This window comes from Amycolatopsis sp. NPDC023774 (assembly GCF_040639695.1).
Classification (GTDB): domain Bacteria; phylum Actinomycetota; class Actinomycetes; order Mycobacteriales; family Pseudonocardiaceae; genus Amycolatopsis.
Map to the genome: position 1 here is coordinate 414,092 of NZ_JBFAAJ010000002.1, position 22,418 is coordinate 436,509.

The following is a 22,418-nucleotide window of genomic DNA, read 5'->3' on the forward strand; positions in this document are numbered from 1 at the left end:
GAGGGGCCGATGGTCACCGAAGTCGCCACCCTCACCGCGCCGCCCGGCGGCGAAGACGAGCTGGGCCGCGCCATCGCGTCGGGCGTGCCCTACCTGCGGGCGCACCCGGACTGCCTGTCGGCGACGGTGAGCCGCTGCGTGGAGGAACCCGGCCGCTTCACCGTGGCGGTGGACTGGACGTCGGTCGAGGCGCACGAGCGGGATTTCCGCGCCAGCCCGCTGTTCCCGCAGCGGATCGGCTCGGTCGCGGGCTGGTTCGACCCCGCGACGCTCGACACCCGCCACTACGAGACCTACCCCGCGTAGATGCGCCCGGAACCGACCACGAGCCGCGGCCGCCGCACGCGCGAGAAGATCGTGACCACCGCCGCGCGGCTGATGCACGAGCGCGGCATCGGCGGCACGCCGCTGGAGGACGTGCTCGCCGAGAGCGGTACCGGCAAGTCCCAGCTGTACCACTACTTCGGCGGCAAGCAGGACCTCGCCGTCGCCGTACTGGAACACCAGCTGGAGCGCGTGCTGGCCGCGCAACCGTCGCTGCACGACGAGGAGTGCACCGACCTGCGCCGCTGGCGTGACGAGGTGCTCGCCGCGGCCGGCGAGAGCGGCTACGGCAACTGCCCACTCGGCGCTTTCGTCGGCCAGGTCGACGACGACCCCGAACTGCGAACCACCCTCGCGCGCCTCTTCGACCGCTGGCAGAACGCGATCACCTCGCTGGTCCGCCGCGCGCAGGCGGCGGGCGAGATCCCCGCGGACACCTCCGCGGAGCACCTCGCCCTGACACTGCTCACCGCCCAGCAGGGCGGCACCGCGCTGTCCCACCTGCACGGCTCACCCGAAGCCCTGGCGTGCTCCCTCGACGACGTGCTCGCGCGCGTCGTCAGCCGGTGAGGTCGCCCTCGGCGGCGTTCTTCGCCGCGTAGAAGGCCAGCTTGTCCTCGTCGACCTCCACGCCCAGGCCGGGGCCGGTCGGCACGCGCAGGCGGCCCGCTTCGAGGTGCAGCGGCTGGACGATGTCGTCGACATGCAGGTAGTACATGCTGTCGATCGCGCGCGAGAGCACCGGCGTGCTGGCGACCACGGCGAGGTGCGCGGCCGTCGCGATGCCGAGCTCGCCGCCGCTGTGCAGGTTCATGCCGAGGCCGAACGTCTCGCAGTGCGCCGCGAGCGCCTTCGTCGCCGCGATGCCGCCCCACTTGTAGACGTCGCCGTGGATCACGTCCACCGCGCCGAGGCGCACCGCCGGCGCGAATTCCTCGAACCGCACCACGCACATGTTGGTGCACAAGGGGATTCGCACCTTGGCGCGGACCTGGCTCATGCCCTCGATGCCCACGCACGGGTCTTCGAGGTACTCCAGGTCGAGCTCCTCCAGTGCCAGCCCCGCGCGGATCGAGTCGGGCACGGACCACGCGGCGTTCGGGTCCACGCGCAGCTGGACCTCCGGCAGCGCGCGCCGCAGCTCCCGCATGATCTTGACGTCACCGAAGACGTCGGTCGAGCCCTTGAGCTTCACGGCTGTGAAGCCACCCTCGGCCACGACCCTCGCCGCGTGCTCGGCGATCCCCTGCGCCAGCTCGCGGCCCTGCGCGCCGGGCGCGTCGGCGCGGGTCACGAGCGCGGTGATCGGCACCTCCTCGCGCACCGGGCCCCCGAGCAGGTCGGTCACGCGCTGGCCGGTGGCCTTGCCCATCACGTCCCAGCACGCGACGTCCAGCGCCGCCAGCGCCGCGTAGCCGAGGTAGCCGTGGAAGAAGGGCACCATGTGGTGGCGCCGGTGGAACGCCTCCAGCGCGAACGGGCTCTGGCCCACCAGCTCCGCGCCGAGCTGGCGCGTGAGCTCCGCGACCGGCCGGCCCCACATCGTCTCGCCCCAGCCCTCCACGCCGGTGTCGGTGCGCAGGCGCACGACTGTGCGGGTCTCCCCCGTCTTGGTCTCGAACGAGCTGGTGAACGGATTGGTCAACGGCAGGTTCACGACCTGCACGTCGACGTCGGTGATCTTCATGCCTCCCCTTCGGTGTGTGCGTGTTCGCGGGTGGCCCCCGCGAAAGCGCGGATCGCGGCCGCCAGGGCCGCCACCCGCCGGTCCAGCAGGTCGGCACCGCGGTCGGCGGTGGCCGCTGTGGCGTCGTCGGTGGAGCCGCCGACGCGGGCCCATTCGCCGTGGCGCTCGACCGTCAGCCCCGGGTACGGCGGCCGGTCGAACAACGGCGGCGGCGTCCCGTCCGGCCGCGGCACGGGCTCGCGCACGAGGTCCGGCTTCGCGGCGAGCATCAGCGACGTCTCGAACAGCCCGGCGTGGCCCGGCGACGCGGCTTCGCCGAGTGACCAGTACGAGCACGCCGCGAGTGCGACGTCGGCCTGCAGCGCGTACTGCTTCACGGCCAGGCGCATGATCTCGTCGTTGCCGCCGTGGCCGTTGACCACGAACACGCGCCGGAACCCGCTGCGCACGAGCGAATCGAGCACGTCGGCGAGCACGGCCTGCAGCGTCGCGGCCGAGAGCGACACGGCCGCGGCGAACAGGTGGTGCGGGCTGTGGCCGAACGGCAGGGCGGGCAGCCGCACGACCTCCGGGTCGCCGCCGAGGCGGGCGAGCGCGCCGTCGACCACGGCTTCGGCCAGCATCGTGTCGGTGCCCATCGGCAGGTGGCCCGCGTGCTGCTCCTGTGAGCCGATCGGCAGCAACGCGATGGCCGACGGCGCGGCCGCGCGCACCTCCCGCCAGGTCATCCGCGTCAGTTCGGGCATGTGGGCTCCCCTCGTCGGGCCGGGCGTGGCATCGTGACCGCATGAATTCCGGCGAACGGCCCGCACTGCGGCTGGTCCCGGCCCCGGCTCCCGAGCCGCCAGCGCTGCCGCACGACACAGCGCCGCTGCTCGGCGCCGTCGAGCTGGTGCCCGGGCGCGTCCGCGCCGCGTTGCTCGACCTCGCGGGCACGGTCCGCTGGCAGGCCGAGGCGACGTACCCGCACGGCACGGCCGACCCCGGCGAGATCGACGCCGCGCTCGCTTCGGCGCTGCGCTTCCCGAGCCCGCCGGCCGGGGTCGGGATCGCCGCCGCGGGCCTGGTCGACGCGCCGGTGGGCGTGATCATCGAGGTCAACGAGGTGCCCGCGCTGCACGGCTACCCGGTCGCCGACGTCGTGACCCGGCTGGTGGGTGTCCCGGTGCACGTGGAGCACCGCGCCCGCGTGCAGGTGCTGGGCGATCGCTGGTTCGGCCCGGGCCGGGGCCGCACGACGTTCGCGTCCGTGTCCACCGGCGAGGTCCTCGGCGTCGGCATCCTCTACGACGGCGAGGTGCTCGCCCCGCCGGGCGGACGCAGCGGGGCGCACATGACGGTGGCCGCCAGCGGCCTCCCCTGCACCTGCGGCGCGCGCGGCTGCTGGAAGACCGTCGCGACCACGTCGTGGCTGCGCGCCGAAGCCGGACGGCGTGGCCTGGCTGCCCGCAGCGTCCGCGAGCTGACCGGCAACCCGCTGCTCGACGAGTACGCGGGCAACATCGCCCTCGGCCTGGTCAACATCCAGCAGCTGTTCGCGCCCGGCCTCTTCATCCTGCACGGCGAAGCGTCCGAAGGCGGCGAAGCGTTCCGGGCCCGCATCGAGCACCGCCTGCGCGAGGACTCGTCGTGGGCCACCGGCGCGAAACCCCCACAGGTGCTGGTCGACACCGGCCCGGCCGACGACATCGTGCTGCTCGGCGGCGCGGGCTTGGTGCTGTCGCGGCACTGAACTCACAAGCGCCACCTCACGACGCGGCCCATCGCCGGGCCCGCCGCGGATCCGGGTCCGGCACCGCGTCGAGCAACGTCCGCGTGTAGTCGTGCTCCGGCGCCGAGAAGAGCCGCTGTTTCGACGCGAGCTCCACGATCCGGCCCGCGCGCATCACCGCCACCCGGTCGGCGATCTGCTGCACTACCGCGAGGTTGTGCGACACGAACACGTACGTCAGCTGCAGCCGCGACTGCAGCTCGGCGAGCAGGTCGAGCACCTGCGCCTGCACGGAGACGTCGAGGGCACTCGTCGGCTCGTCCAGCACGACCAGCCGCGGTTCGAGGGCGAGCGCGCGGGCGATGGAGATGCGCTGGCGCTGCCCGCCGGAGAACTCGTGCGGGTAGCGGTCCTGCACCTCCGGCGCGAGGCCGACCGTGTCGAGCAGTTCACCGACCCGCGCGCGCAACCGCGTGCGGCCGCGCCGACCGCGCAGGCCGCGCTCGTGCGTGACCAGCGGTTCGCCGACGATCTCGGTGACGCGCAGCCACGGGTTCATGCTGGAGTACGGATCCTGCAGCACCACCTGCATCTCGCGGCGCACCTTGCGCAGGCGGGCCGCCGACAGCGTCGCCAGGTCGGCGCCGTCGAAGCGGACGCTGCCCGCTGTGGGCTCGGCCAGGCGCAACAGCAACCGGGTCAGCGTCGTCTTGCCGGACCCCGATTCGCCGACCACGGCGAGCGTCTCGCCGGAGACCACGTCGAGGTCGACGTCGTCGACGGCGGCCACCGCGCCGTAGTCCTTGCGCAGGCCCCGGATCTCGACCAGGTTCGTCATACCCGCTCCAGCTTCGGTGTGGCGCACAGCAGCTCGCGCGTGTACTCCTCTTGCGGTGTCTCGAACACCGGCAGCACGGCGCCGGTCTCGACCACGCGGCCCGAGCGCATCACCACGACCCGGTCGGCGACTTCGGCCACCACACCCAGGTCGTGGGTGATCAGCACGATCGCCATGCCGTGGCGGCGCTGCAGCTCCACCAGCAGCTCGAGGATCTGCGCCTGCACGGTCACGTCGAGCGCGGTCGTCGGCTCGTCGGCCACCAGCACCCGCGGCCGGCCGACCAGCGCCATCGCGATCATCACGCGCTGCCGCAGCCCGCCCGAAAGCTGGTGCGGGTACTGGGCCGCCCGCCGTTCCGCGTCGGGGATCCCGGCTTCCCGCAACGCGGCCACCGCGGCCACCGCGGCCTGCGCGCGGGAGGCCCGTGCGTGGCGGCGCACGACTTCCGCGACCTGCGCACCCACCCGTTTGACCGGGTTGAGGCTCGTCATCGGGTCCTGGAAGACCATGGCGACGTCGTTGCCGCGGATGCCGCGGAGGTCCTTTTCGGACAGTCGCAGCACATCGCGTCCGTCGAGCAGCACCTCGCCCTCGTAGACGCACGGTGGCTCGGGGTTCAGCCGCAGCAACGACAGGGCCGTGGCCGTCTTGCCGCTGCCCGACTCCCCCACGACCGCGAGCGTCTCGCCCTCGTCCACGGCCAAGCTCACCCCGTCGACGGCGGTCACCGTGCCGGTGTCGAGCCGGAACTCGACCCGCAGGCCCTTGATCTCCACGAGGCTCATGAGCGGTACGCCTTCGGGTCCGCGACGTCGCGCAAGACGTCTCCGGTGATGTTGACGGCCAGCGCGGTGATCATCAGCGCGATGCCGGGGAACACGGCCACCCACCACGACGTGCCCAGGTACAGCTGGCCGTCGCTGAGCATGCCGCCCCATGTCACGGTCTGCTTCGGCACGCCGAGGCCCAGGTAGCTCAGCGACGCCTCGGCCACGATCGCCGCGGCCACGTGCAGCGTGCCGATGGTGGCGAGCGGCGCCATCACGTTGGGCAGCAGGTGGCGGCGCATGATCGCGAGGTCGGTGACGCCGATCGCCCGCGCCTCCGTGACGAACTCCCTGGTGCGGAGGGTTAGCACCTCGGAACGGATCACGCGGGCGTAGGAGACCCAGCCCGTGAAGCCGAGGACCAGCACCACGTACCACAGGCCGGAGCCGAGGAACCCGACGATCGCGAGCGCGAGCAGGATCGGCGGGAACGCGAGCTGGATGTCGGCCAGGCGCATGAGGATCCGGTCGAACCAGCCGCCCAGGAACCCGGCCACGAGCCCGATCACCGCGCCGACGATGCCGGCGAGCAACGCCGCGCACGCGCCCACCAGCAAGGAAATCCGTGCGCCGTAACACAGCCGCGAAAGGATGTCGCGCCCGAGCTGGTCCGTGCCGAGCAGGTGGCTCGCGTCGCCACCCGACTCCCACGCGGGCGGGTGCAGGCGCACCAGCAGGTCCTGCGCGCCCGGGTCGTACGGCGCGACCAGCGGCGCGAACACCGCGACCAGCACCATGAGCACGAGCACGGCCACGGCGACCGAGCCGAGACGGTTGCGCAGCATGGCGCGCACGGCGCTCGGCCGCGCGGATCGAGCAGCGGCGACAGCGGTGATGGCGGTCATGAGGTCACCCGCACCCTCGGGTCGAGAATCGTGTAGGACAGGTCCACCAGCAGGTTCACGATCACGAACGTGGCGGCGAAGAACAGCACCGCCGCCTGCACGAGCGGGAAGTCGCGGTTCTGGATGGCCTCGACCGTGAGCCGGCCGAGGCCGGGCCACGAGAACACCTGTTCGGTGAGGATCGCGCCGCCCAGCAGCGAGCCGACCTCGAGGCCGACGACGGTGACCACGGGCAGCGCGGCGTTGCGCATGCCGTGACCGAGCACGATCCCGCCGGTGCCCAGGCCCTTGGCTTTCGCGGTGCGGATGAAGTCCGAACCGAGCACGTCGATCAACGATGAGCGCAGCAGCCGCGCGATCACCGCCACCGAGTACACGGCGAGCGTGACGGCGGGCAGGATCAGGTGCTCGATCCCGCCATAACCCGACGCGGGCAGGATCTTCAGCTGCACGGCGAAGATCAGGATGAGCACAATCCCGACCCAGAAGGCCGGAGTGGACTGTCCGACCAGGACACCGGCCATCACGCCGGAGTCGCCGGCGCGGCCGCGGCGCATCGCGGCGAACGTGCCCGCGGGCACCGCGAGGGCGAGCGCGACCAGCAGCGCGGCCCCGGCCAGCTCCAGCGTCGCCGGGACCCGGGAGAACAGCACGTCGGTCACCGGCTGGTCGTAGACGAGCGAGGTGCCGAGCTGAAGCCGTGGCAGGCCGGCGAGGTAGTCGAGGTACTGCGTGATGAGCGGCCGGTCGAGCCCGAGGCTCGCGCGCAACGTCGCCTCCTGCGCCGCGGTGGCGTCGGGCGGGAGGATCAGCTTCACCGGGTCGCCGGAGAGCCGCACGAGCAGGAACGCCGCCGTGGCGACGAAGAACAGCACCACGATCGCCGTGAGCACCTTCGTCACCACCACCCGCAGCACGCCGGCGCCGGCTCGCGCGGGCGGCCGGGTCGCGGTGGTGACCGGCGCCGTCACGGGGTCACCTTCGCCGAGGCCATGGCGAGCACGCCGACGACACCGGGGCGCCAGGTGGGGCGCGTGTTGACCGCGTAGATGTTGTCGATCTGGTAGAGGAACACGAACGGCGCCTCCTGCTTGAGAAGTAACTGCAAGGACGTGAACGCCTTCTGCCGGTCGGCGGGGGCGAGGGAGAGCTCCTCGGCGTCGACCAGCCGGTCGGCTTCGGGGTTGTGCCAGCGGCTCTGGCGCCGGTCGTGGCGCACGTTGGACTGCACGAGGCTCTCGGCGTCGAGCGTCCAGCCGGTGCTGGCGGCGAGGTACATCGGGCCGAGCGCGCTGCGGTTGTTCGACGTCAGCCGGCTCGTGTAGGTGCCGGTGTCGACGAGGTCCACCCGCGCCCGCACCCCGGCCTTGGCCAGCAGACCGGAGATCGCCTCGGCGATGTTCGAGTCGGCCGTCTGCGCGGTGAGGGAGGTGTCGAACCCGTCCGGGAACCCGGCCGCGGCGAGCAGGCGCTTGGCCTCGCCGCGGTCACGGGTGTACGGCGTGATCGACGGGTCGAAGCCGAACGACTCGCGCGGGAACATCGTCGGCACCTCGCGCGCCTTGCCGTCGAGCACCGCCTTGATCAGCAGCGGCACGTCGACGGCGTGGTTGAGCGCCTGGCGCACCCGCACGTCCCGCAGCGGGCCCTGCGTGGTGTCGAGCGAGAGGTACGAGGTGCGGATGCCCGGGAAGTTGCGGATCTCGACACCCGGGTATCCCTGGATCTGCAGTGCCGCGTCCGGGGTCAGGCCGGCGACGATGTCCACCTCGTCGCTCTGCAGGGAGGCGAGCGCGGACGACGCGTCGGGCATCGGCAGGAACACCAGCTCGTCGTAAGCCGGTTTGCCGCCCCAGTACGCGGGGTTCGAGCGCATCCGCAGCTGGTGGTCGCGCTGGAACTCCTCGAAGGTGAACGGCCCGGTGCCCACCGGGTGCTTCGCGAAGCCCGCCGAACCGACCTGTTTCAGGTATTTCGGCGGCACGGCGACGCCGCCGAACAGCGAGACCTTCGCCGGAATGATCGGGTCCGACTGGCTGCAGCGCAGGTCGACCGTGAGCGGATCGACGACCACGGCCTGCTTCACGTAGCGCAGCTCGACGATCGGCGACTTCGTGGCGGGGTCGAGCAGCCGGTTGATGCTGAAGGCCACGGCCTGGGCGTCACACGGCTCGCCGTTGTGGAACTTCACGCCGGGCCGGAGCTTGAAGCGCCAGGTCAACGGGTCGGGCGAGGACCACGACAGGGCCAGCCCTGGCTTGAGCTGGTTGTCCGGACCGCGCGTGGTGAGCGTGTCGAACATGTTGATCAGCACGTTCATGGAGGTGAGGTCGCCCTGTTTCTGGGGATCCAGGGTCTTCGGGTCCGAGGTCTGCGCCACGCGCAGCACGGTGCCGGGAGTGCCTGCGGCGCTGCCGCACGCGGTGAGCAGACCCGGCAGGGCGAGTGCGGGCAGCGCGAGGCCGCCGAGCCGGAGGGCGTCGCGGCGGGACAGGCGGGGACGCGGAGGGGCCACGGGGTGCCGGCTCCTTTCGACGTTTCGTTAAGTGAAATACCGTTCCGTTAGATGGAATGCGACTGCGCTAAGGTAGGCGTCGTGACCAAGGCTGTCAACGACTCGGCGAACAGTTCCCGCGGCGCGGTGGACAAGGCGCTGGAAGTGCTGGCGACGCTCGCGCTCCCGGGTGGGCCACACCGGCTCGCCGATGTTGCGAAGGCCTGTGACCTGCCGAAACCCACCGCGCACCGGATGCTGCAGACGTTCGCGGACGCCGGTTTCGCCGCCGCGACGGGCGGTGGCCAGTACGACGTCGGACCGCGGCTGCTCGGGCTCTCGGCCGCCGTGCTCACCGGCAGCCGCGCCACCCGGTCCGCCCGGCCCGTCCTCGCCGACCTGCGGCGGCGGACCGGGCACACGGTGCACTACGCGGTGCGCCACGCCGACCGGGCGGTGTATGTGGAGAAGCACGAGCCGGAGCAGGCCTACCGGCTGAACACGCGGCCGGGCGGCGAGGTGCCGCTGTACTGCACGGGCGTGGGGCGGGCGATCCTGTCACGCCTGCCGGAGGCCGAGGTCGCCTCGGTGCTCGCCGGGCCGTTGAAGGCGTGGACCGCGAAGACGCTCACCGATCCGGCGGCGATCCGAGCTTCCCTGGCCACTGTGGACAGTCTCGGGTACGTGGTCGACGACGAGCAGTACGAAGCACACGTTCGGTGCGTGGCCGCGCCGGTGGTGGATGCCGACGGGGTGATCGCCGGCGCGGTCAGCGTGTCGGGGCTGACGTTCACGCTGCAGCCGGAGGCGTTCGCGGCGCTCGGCCCGCTGGTGGCCGAGGCGGCGAACCGGATTTCGGCGAAGCTGGGGCCAGTCGGCCTGCAGGCGGTGTCCGATGAGGACTGAGCTGCGAGATCTTCTCGCCTCCCCGACGGGCTTGTATTCGGCCGCGGCGTGGTCGGTCGGCACTGCGGACGAGGTACTCGACCGCGGAGTGCTCGGCACACGCTGGCACGGCGGTCCGGCGGCGACCGAGGACAGCCGGTGGGACCTCGCGTCGGTGACGAAGCCGGTCGTCGGGATCGTGGTGGTGGCACTGGCCGAACGGGGGCTGCTCGACCTCGACGATCCGCTCCGCCGGCACCTGCCGGCGTATGCGCGCGGCGACAAAGCCGCGATCACTGTGCGGCAGTTGCTCGCGCACACGTCCGGGCTGCCGGGCGGAACTCCGCTCTACCGCGAGCATCCGACGCGCGAGGTGCTGCTGGAGGCGATCCGGACGGGCCCGTTGCGGTCCTCGCCCGGCACGCGGGTCGAGTATTCGTCGCAGGGGTTCATCCTGCTCGGGCTGATCGCCGAGGCCGCCGGCGGTGCGCCGCTCGACCGCCTCGTGACGGAGCTCGTCACGCGGCCGTCGGGGCTCACGGCCACCGGTTTCGGGCCCTCCGAGGGGTTTCTGGCCGAAGCGGTGGCCACTGAGGACTGCCCGTGGCGCGGCCGGGTCGTGTGTGGACAGGTGCATGACGAGAACGCCGTGGTGCTGGGAGGAGTCTGCGGGCACGCCGGCTTGTTCGCCACCCTCGGCGACGTCGAACGGCTCGGGCAGGTGCTCGCCGGCGGCGCGCAGGCGTTGCTCAAACCCGCGTCGCACGCGGAGATGATCGCCTGTCACACCGAAGGTCTCGCGCTGCGCCGCGGGCTCGCGTGGCAGGGCCTCGACGTGCCGGGTTCCCCAGTGGGCACAGCTCTGGAGCCCACCGCCTACGGCCACACCGGCTTCACCGGGACCAGTCTGTGGGTGGAGCCGGACCGCGGACGTTTCTACGTGCTGCTGACCAACCGGGTGCACCCTTCGCGGTCAACGCCGGGGATCGATGAGGTGCGGCACGAATTCCACGCGCGAGCCGCGGTTCTCTGATCCCACATCCTGGGCATCGGCGGTTTCACCGCTGGAACGAAAGCGTTGGCGGAGAACGACATCCGGTTCACGATGTCCGGTTTGCGCATTTTCCATCCAATGGCTGGACCACGATCCACTTCCTACTTTCGGCGCTTCTGGGTTTCGGACCGGAATCCGAAACTCCTTCCACGGGCCACTCGGGTTGGCCCTCTGTGCGGAAGGTAGACCGTATGTCTTCGAAACGACTGGCCGTGCTGGCGATCTCAGTGACGGCTTCGTCGATCCTCGTGGCCGCCGGTGGTGCCGCGAGCGCGTCGCCCCAGCAGACCCAGGTGAGCACCGACTCCCTCGGCCGCGTCATCGCCGTCCAGCCCGCCGCCCCCGTCGCCGCCGCCCGCGACCTCGCCGGGAACGCCGTCGCGGCCGCGCAGTCGCACACCGCGGACCTGGCCCGGCAGTTCGGTCTCGCCGTCGGCGACCTCACGCTCACCAGCGTGCAGTCCGTTCCGGGCGGGAGCGTCGCGCGTCTGCAGCAGAACATCCGCGGGGTGCCGGTGTACGGCGCGCAGATCGTGCAGGACCTCGACGGCAGCGGCGCGCTCATGGCCGCGCTCGGCAAGACCACGCAGCGCACGCAGGGCTCGTTCCCGGCCGACGCGAAGGGCGCCCAGGACCGCGCAGCCGAGGTCGCGCACGCCGCGGTGGCGCAGAAGGACGCCGGCGTGCTCAAGACCGGCGCGGAAACCGCGTACTGGTACGACGCGAGCCTGGGCGGCGACGGCGCGAGCGCCACCGCCGTGCCGACCTACTTCGTGCCCGTGAACGGCGTGGACCCCGCGGACAAGTGGACGGTCGTTGTCGGCGCCGACACCGGCAAGGTCCTGCAGGTGTGGGGCGAGTCGAAGGCCGCCACCAACCGCGTGGTGTGCGACGCGAACCGCAAGGTCGTGGACCTCGACATCGCCACGCTGGCCGACCTGCGCTGCGGCGTCGGCACCGCGTTCGGCGTGACCCGCGGTGAGGGCCAGGCCGCGGTCGCGACGGCGGACGTCAACAGCGTCTACGACTTCTTCGGCAAGGCGCAGAACTTCTACTCCCAGTTCGCCTCGTACGACCTCACGGCCAACATCGGCGCCGACTACCACGACGGCAAGGGCAAGGCCCTGCGCGGCACCGTGCGCATGTGCGAGGTCGAGACCGAATCGGACGGCCGCCGCCACACGCAGTGCCCGTGGGCCAACGCGTTCTGGGAAGGCGAGCAGATGGCCTTCGGCGAGGGCGTGACCACCATGGACATCACGGGTCACGAGCTCACCCACGGCGTCACCCAGCACACCTCGCAGCTCGGCAACGGCTACGCGGGCGCGCTCAACGAAGGCATGTCCGATGTGATGGGTCAGTTCATCGCCATCAAGTCCGGTGACGTCAACGTGCAGGGCACCAACCGCTGGCTGATGGGCGCGGGCTCGTCGATCGGGCAGGTGCGCGACATGAAGAACCCGCCGAACTCCGGCGAGGGCCCCAGCCCCGACCGCGTCAACGGCCAGTTCTGGGTCGGCGCCAACGGTGACCCCCACATCGACGCCGGCGTCGTCGACAAGACGGACTACCTCATCACCGATGGCGACACCTTCAACGGCCAGACCGTCCACGGCATCGGCGAGGACAAGGCCATCGCGCTGTGGTGGAAGGTCGAGAACCTGCTGCGCCCCACGTCCACCTTCAAGGACCTCGGCACGGCCCTGAACTCCGCCTGCACCACCAACGCCCGCACCGGCGTCGCCGGCACCACCACGGCCGACTGCACCCAGGTCGCCAACGCGGTGAAGGCCACGCAGCTGAACCTGGCGCCGTAAGGTCTTCTCTTCCCGGCTGCTGCCGGCGCCCGCTTCCACGGGTGCCGGCAGCGTGCGTGTCGCGAACCTGCCAGCGCTCGCCGCCGCGGGCGGGGACGATGGGGCTGTGTCAGTCTTCCGAGAGCAGCTGCGCCAGGACGGCGGCCTGGCTGATGTCCAGGGCGCGGCTCGCGGTGAGCAGCGTGAGCGGGCCCCGCGCGGCGACCGCCCGCAGGTCGGCCAGAGCGTCGGCAGCTGGGCCGGGTTCGGTGAGCTCCGCGCGGTAGCGGCGGGTGAACTCGGCGAACCGGCCGGGATCGTGGGCGTACCACTTGCGCAGCTCGGTGGTGGGTGCGACGGCCTTGCACCAGTCGTCCAGGGCGGCCTTGTCCTTGGCCAGGCCGCGCGGCCAGACGCGGTCGACGAGGACTCGGGTGCCGTCGTCGGAGCCGGCCGGGTCGTAGACGCGTGCGATGCGAACCATCGCGTCATTGTCACCCATCCGGTCGTCCGGCACAGCATTGGCGGGCACAGCGCGGTCCGGCAGGGCATTGCCGGGCACAGCGGAGCCGGGCGTCGCTGACTGGCCCGAGCGCAATCGCGTGACGCCGCTGGGTGAGATCGTCGCGATCCCGCTGCGCGGCGCGTGGACGGGCAACCGCGGCATCCTCCACTCCGGACACGAGATCGTGCGCACCCACGCGAGCGACCTGTGGATCACCTGCCGGCTCAAGTTTCGCGGCCGGTGGCGCGAGCAGTGGCTGCCGCACCGGTACACGCACCTGTACTTCCACGACGAGGCCGTCTCGTTCGCCGCCGGCCACCGCCCGTGCGGGGAGTGCCGCCGCGCGGACTACGTCCGGTACCGCGACGGCTGGGCCGAGGCGCTGGGCGTCGCGCCGCCGTCCGCGCGGACCATGAACCGGCAGCTGCACGCCGAACGCCTCACCGGCCGCCGACGCCGGCTGCACGAGCTGCCGTGGACGGAGCTGCCGGATGGCGTATTCGTCCTGCGTGAAGGCGTGCCGACGCTGGTCGTGGCCGGCGGCCTGACCGGCTGGACGACCTCCGGCTACGGCCCGCGCCGCACCCTGCCCCGCAGCGGAACGGCCGAGGTGATCACGCCACCCGCGACGGTCGCCGTCCTCCGCGGCGGCTACCCGGTCGAGATCGCCGCAACGGCCCGCTGAGCAACGGCACTGAGTGCACTTATCAGTCCGCGCCCTCGTCCTGGAAGACCGCGCCGAGCCGGGCCATGACCTCGGGCAACGGCCTCGCGGTACTCAACACCGCGACCACCGTCTGCTCGGCGTTCGCCGCCCGGAAAGCCTCCCCGACCAGGGCAAACGCCCGCGCCGCGCTCGCCGCGATGTCGTCCTTGCCACCACTGCGCAGCCACCGCCGCAGCACATGGTTGTTCGCCGCCGCGATCGCCGCCGCGGCCACGGCCGCCCGCAGGCTCGCCGTGTCGTCACCCTGCTCCGCGAACCGCGTCTGCAGGTACCGCGCGAGCACGCGCTGGTAGCGGTCGACGGTCGCGACTTCCTTGTCCCGCAACGAAGCCACCGTCCGCGTGAGCGTGAACCGCTTCAGCGACACGTCGAGGTCCGCGGCGTAGTAGTCGAGCACCAGGCTCACCGTCGAACACGCCACCTCGACCGGATCGCGCGACGGATCGGCACGTTCGAACGCCTGCTCCATCTCCGTGACGATCTCGTCGTGGTTGGCGAAGAGCACGTCGTCCTTGGTGTCGAAGTACCGGAAGAACGTGCGCCGCCCGACACCCGCCGCGGCCGCGATCTCGTCCACGGTCGTCGCCTCGTACCCGTTGGCCACGAACAGGTCCACGGCCGCCGAGGACAGCGCGCGGCGCAGCTGCCGTCGGCCGGCGGGCGTCGCCCCGACCCGGGTGACCGGCGCGCGGCGCTGCGATTCCGTCATGCCCGAAGACGGTAGCAGGCCGCCTTGCTAGTGGCACTGAGTGCCGTTAGACTCGGGGTCGGACCTCCGCCCCCTGTGACCACTCCCCCACGACCGGAAGGCGTCGACGATGAGCCTCGACCAGCAGCTCCAGCCGACCGAGCTCGCGCCGGCAGAGCACGCCCACGAGCGGTTCGACGCCTACTACGGCCGTCTCTTCGGCTGGTCGGTGCGCTGGCACGGCAGCCGCCTGTTCCTCGCGCTCGAAAACGGCCTGTGCGCCGTGACCCTGCCGAAGCTCGCCGCCGGGCCGGTGCTGCGCCACCTCGCCGACACCGGGTGCCGGGGCCCCGTCCTCGTCCTGCCCACGCAGCACGGCCCGCGCGTCGCCATCCTCGCCGAGACCGACGGCCTGATCCCCCCGCGCGCCACCCTGCCCGCCGACGTCGACCTCCTCGACTGCGGCGCCCTCGTCCCCCTGCCGATCGGCCCGCAGGTCCCCGGCGTCTCGACGGAGTGGCTCGCCGCCCCCGACCCGCGGCAGCGCTGGCTGCCGAGCCTCAGCGCGGTGCTGGCCGGGGTCCGCGTCCGCCACTGAGTTCGGCGCACAGCACGCTGAGCTTGTCCGGGTGCTCCCAGGACCTCGGTCCTGGGAGGTGTCGGACACCGCGTGCGCGCAAAGCATCAGCGGCTGGCCGCGAGCTGTCCCCCGAGGATGGTCGCGGCCTCGTGCACGAGGTCGTCCACACCGGCGACGAGCGTCTCGATCTCGGCCCACCGGCGGCGGTCGCGGTCGGCATCGGGCGCCAGCGCGGTGTCGACGAGCAGCAGGAGCGTGTCGATCTCGTAGGCGAGGTCGGCGAGCCTCAGGAACGGCACGTGGTCCGGCGGCGAACCGGCCGCCGCGCGGGCGCACGCGGCGTGCCCCATCGAACGGCAGACGGCCTGCAGCCTGGCCCGGATCTCCTCCTTGCGGGCCCCTGCCCGCGGGACGCCGGTGCGGATGTTCCAGGCCACCGAGAGCAGGCAGCGGCCGGCGTCGTCGAGGGAGGTGTTCATCACCGGGCGAGTCTGGTCCAGGCGTGCGGGCGACGGGCCCGCTCAGCCGTTCGACACGCGAAGGCCACCGGATCGGGTGAACGCCGCGGTGACCAGGCGACACGGGCGTCCTTTGTGGACTCCACCAGCCGGCGGCCCCCACCCGCGGTGGGACGCGGCCAGGCTCGTGAGCTTCATGTACAGCCACAGCGTGTGCTCGGCGGTCTCCTCGAGTGCGTGACTGCCGTTCGGCTCGGCGACGAGGACCGCGGACGGCGCCGGAGCAAGCCCTCCCGGGCCGGGTGTGACCCGGGCCCCTCGATCGGTGTCACCGAGTGGTGCGAAGTTACCATCGGGTCATGGATGACTTCGCGGTCCAGCTGAAGCGGAGGGGACTGCGGAACACAGCCCAGCGCCGGGCAGTGCTCAGTGCCGTGCGGGACCACCCGCACACCACGGCCGCCGAGATCGCGGCGGCCGTCGAGGCCGGCACGGGCGGACTGTCGCGGCAAGGGCTCTACAACGTGCTGGACGACCTCGTGGGCGTCGGCTTGCTGCGCACGCTCGAACCGGCCGGCTCGCCCGCGCGCTTCGAGCTCGACCGGCACGACAACCACCACCACCTGGTGTGCCGCGGTTGTGGCCGGATCGAGGACGTGCCGTGCGCCGTGGGCTCGGCGCCGTGCCTGCACCCGTCGTCGGCACCCGGGTTCACGATCGACGAGGCCGAGGTCACGTGGTGGGGCCTGTGCGCCGAGTGCGCGGCCCGGGCCTAGTCCTGCGCCGGCTCAGTCCTGCTCTGCGTTCGGCTCGGGAGTGGCGGCGTCCGGGGTGGCCGTCTCGCGGGTCGTGGTCTCGGGAGTCGCCGTCTCGTCGACGGTCAGGGTGAGCAGGCGGATCATCGCCTCCACCGGCAGCTTGCTCTCGTCCGCGTGATCGAGAAACGACAACACGCGCAACCCTTCGGGGGTGAGCGCCGAGGTGTCGTCGCCGATCTGCGCGCTCGCCGCTTCGAGGGTGCCGAGGCCGGCGTGGTGGTGGGCGTCGCGGACGGCGTTGCGCAGCACGGCGAGTTCGGCCGGCGACGGTCCGCGTTTCTCTTCGCGCAGCCTTCGGACGATTCGCACCACCTGAGGTGACCTCGCCGCCACGGACTGGCGGGCCGCGAACGACGCCACCATCCGCGGGGTCGAGCGCGTCTCCTGCGGAGACGTCGGGGGCACAGGTGTGGCGGCACCTGCCACGCGGAGGCTGTCGAGCGCCGCGGCCCGGCGTTGTTCACTTTCGCGCAGGCGCGCGAGCGGATCTTTGCGCCGGGACGCCGCGAATGTCCGGGCTTCGTCACGCGCGCGCTGCCCCGCCTCGGTGACGCGCGAGCGCCGCCGGCCCGTGCCCTCGGCCGCGGCCTGGCGGCGGTTGTTCTCGAACCACGCCTCGAACGACTGCCCGCGCCTCGGCGGCTCGTGGACCTCGGTCATCGCGGCCTGCGCCGCGTCGTTGAACCAGCCTTCGAGCCGCGAGCGCAGGAAGCGGCCGGGGCGTTCGCCGGACTGGCGGGGGCGCTGGGGCGTGCCGTCGGGCAGCGTGCTGAGCGCGATCAGCAGCGCGTCGGGGCAGTAGCCGCTGCTGTACCAGAACTCGAGCTGGCGCTCGACGTCCTCACGCTCGTCGCGCGTCAGCGTCTCCGTCACCCAGCCCATGCGCCGGAACAGGACACCGGTTGCCTGCGCGCGTTCGTGCTCGTCGCTCGGGATCACCGTCGACGGCCACGCGCGGTCCGACATCCGCACCATCCGCCACCTCCTGCCCCGACGGTACGACGCCCGCGTTCGCGCCCTTCACCCGACACGCCGCCACCGTGTCGGCCGCCACGATCACCGCGATCGCCGCCCATGCCGGCGCGTCGAGCCGCTGGTGGAGCACCACTTCGCCGACCAGCGCGGCCAGCACTGGGTTCACGCTCATGAAGACCCCGAACAACCGCGCCGGGACCCGCCGCAGCGCCAGCAGGTCGGCGAGGAACGGCAACGCCGACGACAGCACCCCCGCGGCCAGCGCCGCGCCGAGTGCCGCCGGTGTGGGGCGGTGGTGGAAAAACACCACGATCCCCACGGGCAGGTACAGCAGGCCGGAGACGCCCGCCGCCGCGGCTGAGCCCTGCACGCCCGGCAGGCGGCGGCCGACGGTGCGGTTGAGCAGGATGTAGCAGGCCCAGCACAGGGCGGCGGCCAGCGCGAGCGCGACCCCGACGTAATCCGTGCCGGGCCGCGGCCGCGTGAGGATTCCGACCGCCGCGGCGGCGGCAATCGCACAGGCGAGGTCCGTTCGGCGACGCGAGCCGGCCAGCGCGACCGCGAGCGGGCCGAGGAACTCCAGTGTCACGGCCAACCCGAGACCGATGCGGCCGACGGCGGAGTACAGCGAGAGGTTCATCGTCGCGAACACGGCCGCGAGCCCGAGAACCGGACGCCACTGGCGGGCGGTGAACGACCGCAGCCGCGGGCGTCCCACCGCGAGCAGCAGCACGGCGGCCGCCCACTGGCGCACGGCCACCACGCCGGCGGGCCCGAGCACGGGGAACGCCAGCGCCGCGGCGGCCGCGCCGAGCTGGTTCGCGGTCGCGCCGCCGAAGATCAACGCCACACCGGTGCGCTTGTCCTGGGTCATGCCGGCGAGCCTGCGGCACGGCCGTGCATGCGCAAAATGCATTCATCGCGGCACGCATACGCTGGCGTCATGGATCTGGAGCTGCGGCACCTGCGGTGCCTGGTGGCGATCGTGGACACGGGGACGTTCACAGACGCGGCGATCGAGCTCGGAGTCTCCCAGGCCGCGGTGTCGCGCACACTTCTTTCGTTGGAATCCGCACTCGGCGTGCGACTTCTCCACCGCACGAGCCGCAGCGTCACCCCGACGACGGCCGGTGTTCAGGTCCTCGCCCGCGCCCGGCACCTGCTGGCCGAGGCCGAAGACCTCGTGCGCGAGGCCACGACGGGGCACACCCGGCTGCGCGTCGGCCACGCGTGGTCCGCAATGGGCCGCCACACGGCCGAGTTCCAACGCCGCTGGGCCGGTCGCCACCCCGACGTCGAGCTCCTGCTGGTCCGCACCAACACCGCGACGGGCGGGCTCGCCGAAGGGCTGTGCGACCTCGCCGTGGTGCGCACGGCCGTGGACACCCGCAGGTACGCGCACGCGACCGTCGGCCACGAGGCCCGCTACTGCGCCATGGCCACCGACGACCCGCTGGCGCGCCGCCGCACCGTCACGCTCGCCGATCTCAGCCCGCGCGTCCTGGTGATCGACCGCCGCACCGGCACCACGACCACCGACCTCTGGCCACCGGCGGAGCGCCCGCGCGTGGAGCCCACCCACGAGATCGACGACTGGTTGGCCGCCATCGCCACCGGCCGCTGCGTCGGCGTCACGCCGCACTCCACCGTGACCCAGTACCGCCGCGACGGCATCGCCTACCGCCGCGTGCGCGACGCGGCCCCCGTTCCGGTACGGCTGATCTGGCACGGCCACGACCCCCATCCGGCCACCCACGCCGCGGTGGCGCTGCTGGGCGAGCTCTACCGGGCCCGCTGAAACCACCACAGTGGACGGTCACCCCTTCGGGCGTAAGGACCGCGCAAGGGCAGACATCGCCGGCTGCGCGCGGCATGCTCCATTTCGGACAAACGAGAACAGGAGGGGGCGTTTCATGAGGAATCTCCGCTTCCGGGCTGCCTTGCTGGCGGCGCCGCTGGTGGCCGCGAGCCTGCTCGTCGCGCCGGCCCCGGCGTCCGCGGCGTCCGCCGTCACCGATCTCGACTGCGGGTTCTTCGCGTGCAGCTGGGTGTTCAGCAGGAGCGCCACGAAGCTGATCTCCGAGGGTGCGCCCGCGATCCGCGTCTGCAAGAACATCCCGACGCCGGGCAACCTCGCGTGCGGCGTCGCCATCCGCGCGCTGGTCGTGACCGCGAAGAAGGCCCGCGGCGAGGGCAAGTGCGCGAAGATCACCTGGACCAAGACCCCGGCCCCGCCACTGGGCACGTGGTGGCCGTCGGTCGAGGGCGGCAAGCGCTGCAAGTAGGTTCCCTCCGGCCGTCGGGGTGGGAACCCCCGCCGACCGGGGAGGTGCGGGGCCGTCCCGTCCACTGTGGACGCGTGGACGGCCCCGCGAAACATTTCCGGGGGTAGGCGAGGTCGTTCGCCGGGCGAATTATCACCGTTGACGCCGTCGCGCGAAGTCGGTCATGATGTGGTGGTACACCACCAACCGAGGAGTGACGAGAATGTTCGGCGGCGAAGAGCGCAAGGCTTGTCCGGGGTGCTTCGGCATCGCGGGCGACGCCCGGCGCCTGCCCTACGCTGCCGAGACACCAGGCTCCACGCCGTGACGCACCCAGAGTGCGTCGCAGCAGGGAGCCGCCCGTCGGGAGACCGATCAGGGCGGCTTTTTCGTTCCCCGTGACGTTTTCGTGACATTTTCGGCGCCATTTTCCGACCCGATTTCCGATCCCCCTTTCCGACCACGTGCCCGAACGGCCAGGGAACCGCCTGCAAAGCGGGTCAAACCGGTTCGACTCCGGTCGCGGTCTCCACCCGAGCGAAACCGAAAAGGAGGTGCCCGTCGCCATGGGCGTCCTGGTCCTCAACGCCGGCTACGAGCCCCTGCACACCGTCTCCGTCCCCCACGCGATCCGGATGCTCGTGCGCCACGTCGCGGTCGTCCACGAGAGCGACGGCGCCGACCTGGGCGTCTTCCCGCGCCCGAAGGTCGTGCGGCTGCTGCGCTACGTGGTGATGAAGTGGCGATATTCCGGCCCGCCCCGGTGGTCGCGCCGCGGCGTGCTCCAACGCGACGGCTACACCTGCGCGTACTGCGGCCGCCACGCGACCACGGTCGACCACATCGTCCCGACGTCCCGCGGCGGTGAACGCACCAGCTGGCTCAACACCGTCGCCGCGTGCGGGGGCACCGCGCGCAGCTGCAACGCCCGCAAGGCCGACCAGACCCTCGCCGAGACCGGGCTGACGCTGCGGATCACCCCGCACGTGCCCACGTGGGACGAGCTGCACCTGCTGCGCTGACCGTCCACATGCGACACCTGTGCGCGACGGCCGGGCGGCGCTAGGCTGGCTCCTGTGAAGGGGCTGCTGTTGCGCCTCTCGGCCGTCGACTCCGACGCCGAGGCCGCGGTACGGGTGATCGCGTACTTCGACGAACTCGTGGCCCACCGCGCCACGATCTCCGACCTGGTCCGCGCCACGGCCTCGCTCGCCGAATGCGTCGCGGGCCTCCAGCGAGGCGCCGAGCCACCCGTGCGCTTCCGTCCCGACGGCACCCGCGCGGCCAGGACCCAGCCGCGCGTGGTGGCGACCCCGCCGGGCGGGCCCACACGCGACGGCGGGCCACCGGCCGAACCTCGGCGCGAGCCAACCGACCTCGGCGAGGGGCGCGAAAGCACCCGGAAGACCGGGAAAGCGGCCCGCGCCACAACGGCCGGTCCGGGTGGACTCACTCCTGGCGGCGCGGCCCCCGCAGACGCTCGTCTCGTGACGACCGACCTGGGCGGTGGGCGCAAGATCCCCGCCGAAGCACACACGTCGGCGAGCGAGCTGGGCGGCGAGGCTCCGGCAACACCCCACACCGTCGCAACCAACCCCGGCGGCAGGCGCGACGACAGGACCCCCGCCAAAGCACACCCCCCCGACAGCAACCCACACGACGAAGCCCCGACAACACCCCACACCGTCGCACCCACCCTCGGCAAAGGGAGCAACCTCGGCAGCGAGTCCCCGACAGGACCCCGCACCGTGACAACCGACCTCGGTGGTGCGCACGACCGCGAGGTCCCCGTCCCGGAGAGCGACCTCGGCGGCAGAACCGCCACAGCACCCCGCGTCCTGGCGACCGACCTCGGCGGGCAACCCGCCGGCCGGGTGTGGCTCGAGCGGGACGGCGAGTCCGGGCCGCTCGACGATCTCGTGCTGGAGCGGTTCGCCATCGCCGCGGGTGCTGGGGCCGGCGCCGCAGGGCGTGCCGCCACGTTTGGCGGACCCGGCGTTGGTGGAGCTGGTGCTGGGTGAGCGGGCGGTGGCCGAGGACCGGTCGCGGGCGCTCGTGTTGCTCGGGCTGGACGCGGGGCGGCCCTTGCGGGTCGTCGCGGTCGGGACGGAGGACGGGCGCGATCCGGGGGCGGCGGCCGTCGCGTTGGTCGCTCGCGGGGGCACGGCGCTGGGTGCGCGCGTCGCGGTGGTCGGGGAGGTCGCGGCGGTGCTGGTGCAGCCCCGGAAGGGGCCGGCGACGGTGGTGGGGTTGGTGGAAAACGCGCTTTCCTCGCGCACTCGCGAACGTGGGCCGTCCGGGAGTAGTGCGTCGGGGTGGGCGATGCCGTCGCCGGGCTCGAGGCCCCGCGGTCCGGGCTGCAGGCGCGGCTGGCGGAGCGTTTCGCCGTTCCCGCGACGGAGCCGCTCGTGGTCCACGAGGACCTCGGGTCGCTGACTCTGCTGGCCGAAATCCCCGCCGGCCACCTGCGCGCGCAGCCCGACCCCGGGCCCTCGACGCCCTCGCGGCGCCCGACCTCGAAACTCTCGAAGCCTTCTGCCGCACCGGTTCCCTGCGCCAGGCGGCCGTCGCGCTGCACCGCCACCACAGCTGCGTCGCCACCCGGCTCGCCCACGTGGAGGACGCCCTCGGCTGGCCGCTGGACGACCCCGCGCGCCGCTTCCGCGCCCGGCTCGCCCTGCTGGCACACCGCCTCGCCCACCGCGCCAGACGCCACCCCACCCGGCCGGCACACCCACTCCCCTACCGCGCCCGACCCAGCCCCACCCGACTCAGCCCCACCCCGCCGGCACACCGACCGACCCACCGCACCCGACCCGGCCCGCCCTGCCCGCCACCGCCTCGCCCACCGCACCCGACTCAGCCCCACCCCGCCGGCCTGCCGGCACACCGACCGACCATCACACCCGACCGGCCGCGGCCGGTGCCCGAGACCAAGC

At 72.6% G+C, this 22,418-nt stretch carries 25 protein-coding genes, 1 tRNA gene and 1 pseudogene; 15 read left to right on the top strand and 12 right to left on the bottom strand.

Annotated elements, in window-relative coordinates; translation table 11 throughout:
* Positions 1–9 precede the first annotated feature (9 nt).
* Together AB0F91_RS08005 and AB0F91_RS08010 are read left to right on the top strand one after the other, a co-directional pair.
* Positions 10–306, top strand: coding sequence for an antibiotic biosynthesis monooxygenase family protein (locus tag AB0F91_RS08005; protein ID WP_360595799.1), 297 nt, complete (start codon positions 10–12; stop codon positions 304–306).
* Entirely contained in the window at positions 307–894 is a 588-nt protein-coding gene (locus AB0F91_RS08010) for a TetR/AcrR family transcriptional regulator (protein ID WP_360595801.1), read from the top strand.
* Here AB0F91_RS08010 and AB0F91_RS08015 read toward each other — a convergent pair.
* Both AB0F91_RS08015 and AB0F91_RS08020 read right to left on the bottom strand, forming a co-directional pair.
* Positions 884–2,011 carry an enolase C-terminal domain-like protein gene (locus tag AB0F91_RS08015; protein WP_360595803.1) on the bottom strand — a complete coding sequence of 376 codons (1,128 nt, stop codon included), beginning with the start codon at positions 2,009–2,011 and terminating at the stop codon, positions 884–886. The genes AB0F91_RS08010 and AB0F91_RS08015 overlap by 11 nt on opposite strands.
* Complete coding sequence (locus AB0F91_RS08020; protein WP_360595805.1) at positions 2,008–2,757, bottom strand: creatininase family protein; 750 nt, start codon at positions 2,755–2,757, stop codon at positions 2,008–2,010. Before AB0F91_RS08020 ends, AB0F91_RS08015 begins: the two co-directional genes overlap by 4 nt.
* Positions 2,758–2,798: 41 nt before the next feature.
* Here AB0F91_RS08020 and AB0F91_RS08025 point away from each other — a divergent pair, with 41 nt between their 5' ends.
* Positions 2,799–3,743, top strand: coding sequence for an ROK family protein (locus tag AB0F91_RS08025; RefSeq protein ID WP_360595806.1), 945 nt, complete (start codon positions 2,799–2,801; stop codon positions 3,741–3,743).
* 16 nt (positions 3,744–3,759) lie between these two features.
* Here AB0F91_RS08025 and AB0F91_RS08030 read toward each other — a convergent pair whose 3' ends face one another.
* The 5 genes from AB0F91_RS08030 to AB0F91_RS08050 are packed head-to-tail and all read right to left on the bottom strand — an operon-like array spanning position 3,760 to position 8,750.
* The gene (locus AB0F91_RS08030) at positions 3,760–4,560 is read right to left on the bottom strand and encodes an ATP-binding cassette domain-containing protein (RefSeq protein ID WP_360595808.1); all 801 of its coding nucleotides are present in this window, start codon (positions 4,558–4,560) and stop codon (positions 3,760–3,762) included.
* Positions 4,557–5,348, bottom strand: coding sequence for an ABC transporter ATP-binding protein (locus AB0F91_RS08035; RefSeq protein WP_360595810.1), 792 nt, complete (start codon positions 5,346–5,348; stop codon positions 4,557–4,559). The genes AB0F91_RS08030 and AB0F91_RS08035 overlap by 4 nt, the downstream gene beginning before the upstream one ends.
* On the bottom strand, positions 5,345–6,235 hold the full coding sequence (locus tag AB0F91_RS08040) for an ABC transporter permease (protein ID WP_360595812.1): 891 nt from the start codon (positions 6,233–6,235) through the stop codon (positions 5,345–5,347). Before AB0F91_RS08040 ends, AB0F91_RS08035 begins: the two co-directional genes overlap by 4 nt.
* On the bottom strand, positions 6,232–7,206 hold the full coding sequence (locus tag AB0F91_RS08045; RefSeq protein WP_360595814.1) for an ABC transporter permease: 975 nt from the start codon (positions 7,204–7,206) through the stop codon (positions 6,232–6,234). Before AB0F91_RS08045 ends, AB0F91_RS08040 begins: the two co-directional genes overlap by 4 nt.
* Positions 7,203–8,750 (bottom strand): ABC transporter substrate-binding protein, encoded by a 1,548-nt coding sequence (locus tag AB0F91_RS08050; protein ID WP_360595815.1) that lies wholly within the window; start codon positions 8,748–8,750, stop codon positions 7,203–7,205. Before AB0F91_RS08050 ends, AB0F91_RS08045 begins: the two co-directional genes overlap by 4 nt.
* A gap of 81 nt (positions 8,751–8,831) precedes the next feature.
* Here AB0F91_RS08050 and AB0F91_RS08055 point away from each other — a divergent pair, with 81 nt between their 5' ends.
* The 3 genes from AB0F91_RS08055 to AB0F91_RS08065 all read left to right on the top strand — a co-directional run bounded on the left by AB0F91_RS08055 (position 8,832) and on the right by AB0F91_RS08065 (position 12,485).
* Complete coding sequence (locus AB0F91_RS08055) at positions 8,832–9,635, top strand: IclR family transcriptional regulator (RefSeq protein WP_360595817.1); 804 nt, start codon at positions 8,832–8,834, stop codon at positions 9,633–9,635.
* Positions 9,625–10,647, top strand: a complete 1,023-nt coding sequence (locus tag AB0F91_RS08060; RefSeq protein WP_360595819.1) for a serine hydrolase domain-containing protein — start codon at positions 9,625–9,627, stop codon at positions 10,645–10,647. Before AB0F91_RS08055 ends, AB0F91_RS08060 begins: the two co-directional genes overlap by 11 nt.
* Positions 10,648–10,859: 212 nt before the next feature.
* Positions 10,860–12,485 (top strand): M4 family metallopeptidase, encoded by a 1,626-nt coding sequence (locus tag AB0F91_RS08065; protein ID WP_360595820.1) that lies wholly within the window; start codon positions 10,860–10,862, stop codon positions 12,483–12,485.
* Positions 12,486–12,594: 109 nt separating this feature from the next.
* Here the strand turns inward: AB0F91_RS08065 and AB0F91_RS08070 are convergent, their stop codons facing one another.
* Positions 12,595–12,948, bottom strand: a complete 354-nt coding sequence (locus AB0F91_RS08070) for a DUF488 family protein (protein ID WP_360595822.1) — start codon at positions 12,946–12,948, stop codon at positions 12,595–12,597.
* A 118-nt stretch (positions 12,949–13,066) separates the two neighbouring features.
* On the opposite strand from AB0F91_RS08070, the gene AB0F91_RS08075 reads away from it, so the two are divergent.
* The gene (locus AB0F91_RS08075; RefSeq protein WP_360595823.1) at positions 13,067–13,654 is read left to right on the top strand and encodes a hypothetical protein; all 588 of its coding nucleotides are present in this window, start codon (positions 13,067–13,069) and stop codon (positions 13,652–13,654) included.
* Positions 13,655–13,676: 22 nt separating this feature from the next.
* On the opposite strand, the gene AB0F91_RS08080 is transcribed toward AB0F91_RS08075, so the two are convergent.
* Positions 13,677–14,405 (bottom strand): TetR family transcriptional regulator, encoded by a 729-nt coding sequence (locus AB0F91_RS08080; protein WP_360595824.1) that lies wholly within the window; start codon positions 14,403–14,405, stop codon positions 13,677–13,679.
* A gap of 109 nt (positions 14,406–14,514) precedes the next feature.
* On the opposite strand from AB0F91_RS08080, the gene AB0F91_RS08085 reads away from it, so the two are divergent.
* On the top strand, positions 14,515–14,982 hold the full coding sequence (locus AB0F91_RS08085) for a hypothetical protein (RefSeq protein WP_360595826.1): 468 nt from the start codon (positions 14,515–14,517) through the stop codon (positions 14,980–14,982).
* An 86-nt stretch (positions 14,983–15,068) separates the two neighbouring features.
* On the opposite strand, the gene AB0F91_RS08090 is transcribed toward AB0F91_RS08085, so the two are convergent.
* The gene (locus tag AB0F91_RS08090; RefSeq protein ID WP_360596284.1) at positions 15,069–15,443 is read right to left on the bottom strand and encodes a hypothetical protein; all 375 of its coding nucleotides are present in this window, start codon (positions 15,441–15,443) and stop codon (positions 15,069–15,071) included.
* A gap of 338 nt (positions 15,444–15,781) precedes the next feature.
* Here AB0F91_RS08090 and AB0F91_RS08095 point away from each other — a divergent pair, with 338 nt between their 5' ends.
* Entirely contained in the window at positions 15,782–16,198 is a 417-nt protein-coding gene (locus AB0F91_RS08095; protein WP_360595828.1) for a Fur family transcriptional regulator, read from the top strand.
* Between the two features lie 12 nt (positions 16,199–16,210).
* On the opposite strand, the gene AB0F91_RS08100 is transcribed toward AB0F91_RS08095, so the two are convergent.
* Positions 16,211–17,122 (bottom strand): hypothetical protein, encoded by a 912-nt coding sequence (locus AB0F91_RS08100; protein WP_360595829.1) that lies wholly within the window; start codon positions 17,120–17,122, stop codon positions 16,211–16,213.
* Complete coding sequence (locus AB0F91_RS08105; RefSeq protein WP_360595831.1) at positions 17,082–18,089, bottom strand: EamA family transporter; 1,008 nt, start codon at positions 18,087–18,089, stop codon at positions 17,082–17,084. Before AB0F91_RS08105 ends, AB0F91_RS08100 begins: the two co-directional genes overlap by 41 nt.
* 69 nt (positions 18,090–18,158) lie before the next feature.
* On the opposite strand from AB0F91_RS08105, the gene AB0F91_RS08110 reads away from it, so the two are divergent.
* From AB0F91_RS08110 to AB0F91_RS08135, 6 genes and pseudogenes are all read left to right on the top strand, one after another.
* A complete protein-coding gene (locus AB0F91_RS08110; protein WP_360595833.1) occupies positions 18,159–19,013 on the top strand; it encodes a LysR family transcriptional regulator in 855 nt (284 codons plus the stop codon).
* Between the two features lie 115 nt (positions 19,014–19,128).
* Positions 19,129–19,500: a hypothetical protein gene (locus tag AB0F91_RS08115; RefSeq protein ID WP_360595834.1), complete on the top strand. Its 372-nt coding sequence runs from the start codon at positions 19,129–19,131 to the stop codon at positions 19,498–19,500.
* A 437-nt stretch (positions 19,501–19,937) separates the two neighbouring features.
* Positions 19,938–20,011, top strand: a tRNA-Cys gene (locus AB0F91_RS08120).
* A gap of 34 nt (positions 20,012–20,045) precedes the next feature.
* Positions 20,046–20,501 carry an HNH endonuclease gene (locus tag AB0F91_RS08125; RefSeq protein WP_360595836.1) on the top strand — a complete coding sequence of 152 codons (456 nt, stop codon included), beginning with the start codon at positions 20,046–20,048 and terminating at the stop codon, positions 20,499–20,501.
* A gap of 54 nt (positions 20,502–20,555) precedes the next feature.
* A complete protein-coding gene (locus tag AB0F91_RS08130; RefSeq protein ID WP_360595838.1) occupies positions 20,556–21,500 on the top strand; it encodes a hypothetical protein in 945 nt (314 codons plus the stop codon).
* A gap of 284 nt (positions 21,501–21,784) precedes the next feature.
* Positions 21,785–22,153 (top strand): annotated as a pseudogene (locus AB0F91_RS08135) (helix-turn-helix domain-containing protein); the annotation flags it as partial.
* Between the last annotated feature and the right edge of the window lie 265 nt (positions 22,154–22,418).

Bases quoted from the DNA above. Each gene is read 5' to 3' on its own strand.
- AB0F91_RS08005 (WP_360595799.1), top strand. From the start codon at position 10: ATGGTCACCGAAGTCGCCACCCTCACCGCGCCGCCCGGCGGCGAAGAC.
- AB0F91_RS08010 (WP_360595801.1), top strand. From the start codon at position 307: ATGCGCCCGGAACCGACCACGAGCCGCGGCCGCCGCACGCGCGAGAAG.
- AB0F91_RS08015 (WP_360595803.1), bottom strand. From the start codon at position 2,011: ATGAAGATCACCGACGTCGACGTGCAGGTCGTGAACCTGCCGTTGACC.
- AB0F91_RS08020 (WP_360595805.1), bottom strand. From the start codon at position 2,757: ATGCCCGAACTGACGCGGATGACCTGGCGGGAGGTGCGCGCGGCCGCG.
- AB0F91_RS08025 (WP_360595806.1), top strand. From the start codon at position 2,799: ATGAATTCCGGCGAACGGCCCGCACTGCGGCTGGTCCCGGCCCCGGCT.
- AB0F91_RS08030 (WP_360595808.1), bottom strand. From the start codon at position 4,560: ATGACGAACCTGGTCGAGATCCGGGGCCTGCGCAAGGACTACGGCGCG.
- AB0F91_RS08035 (WP_360595810.1), bottom strand. From the start codon at position 5,348: ATGAGCCTCGTGGAGATCAAGGGCCTGCGGGTCGAGTTCCGGCTCGAC.
- AB0F91_RS08040 (WP_360595812.1), bottom strand. From the start codon at position 6,235: ATGACCGCCATCACCGCTGTCGCCGCTGCTCGATCCGCGCGGCCGAGC.
- AB0F91_RS08060 (WP_360595819.1), top strand. From the start codon at position 9,625: ATGAGGACTGAGCTGCGAGATCTTCTCGCCTCCCCGACGGGCTTGTAT.
- AB0F91_RS08065 (WP_360595820.1), top strand. From the start codon at position 10,860: ATGTCTTCGAAACGACTGGCCGTGCTGGCGATCTCAGTGACGGCTTCG.
- AB0F91_RS08070 (WP_360595822.1), bottom strand. From the start codon at position 12,948: ATGGTTCGCATCGCACGCGTCTACGACCCGGCCGGCTCCGACGACGGC.
- AB0F91_RS08080 (WP_360595824.1), bottom strand. From the start codon at position 14,405: ATGACGGAATCGCAGCGCCGCGCGCCGGTCACCCGGGTCGGGGCGACG.
- AB0F91_RS08085 (WP_360595826.1), top strand. From the start codon at position 14,515: ATGAGCCTCGACCAGCAGCTCCAGCCGACCGAGCTCGCGCCGGCAGAG.
- AB0F91_RS08090 (WP_360596284.1), bottom strand. From the start codon at position 15,443: ATGAACACCTCCCTCGACGACGCCGGCCGCTGCCTGCTCTCGGTGGCC.
- AB0F91_RS08095 (WP_360595828.1), top strand. From the start codon at position 15,782: ATGGATGACTTCGCGGTCCAGCTGAAGCGGAGGGGACTGCGGAACACA.
- AB0F91_RS08100 (WP_360595829.1), bottom strand. From the start codon at position 17,122: ATGGGCTGGGTGACGGAGACGCTGACGCGCGACGAGCGTGAGGACGTC.
- AB0F91_RS08105 (WP_360595831.1), bottom strand. From the start codon at position 18,089: ATGACCCAGGACAAGCGCACCGGTGTGGCGTTGATCTTCGGCGGCGCG.
- AB0F91_RS08110 (WP_360595833.1), top strand. From the start codon at position 18,159: ATGGATCTGGAGCTGCGGCACCTGCGGTGCCTGGTGGCGATCGTGGAC.
- AB0F91_RS08115 (WP_360595834.1), top strand. From the start codon at position 19,129: ATGAGGAATCTCCGCTTCCGGGCTGCCTTGCTGGCGGCGCCGCTGGTG.
- AB0F91_RS08125 (WP_360595836.1), top strand. From the start codon at position 20,046: ATGGGCGTCCTGGTCCTCAACGCCGGCTACGAGCCCCTGCACACCGTC.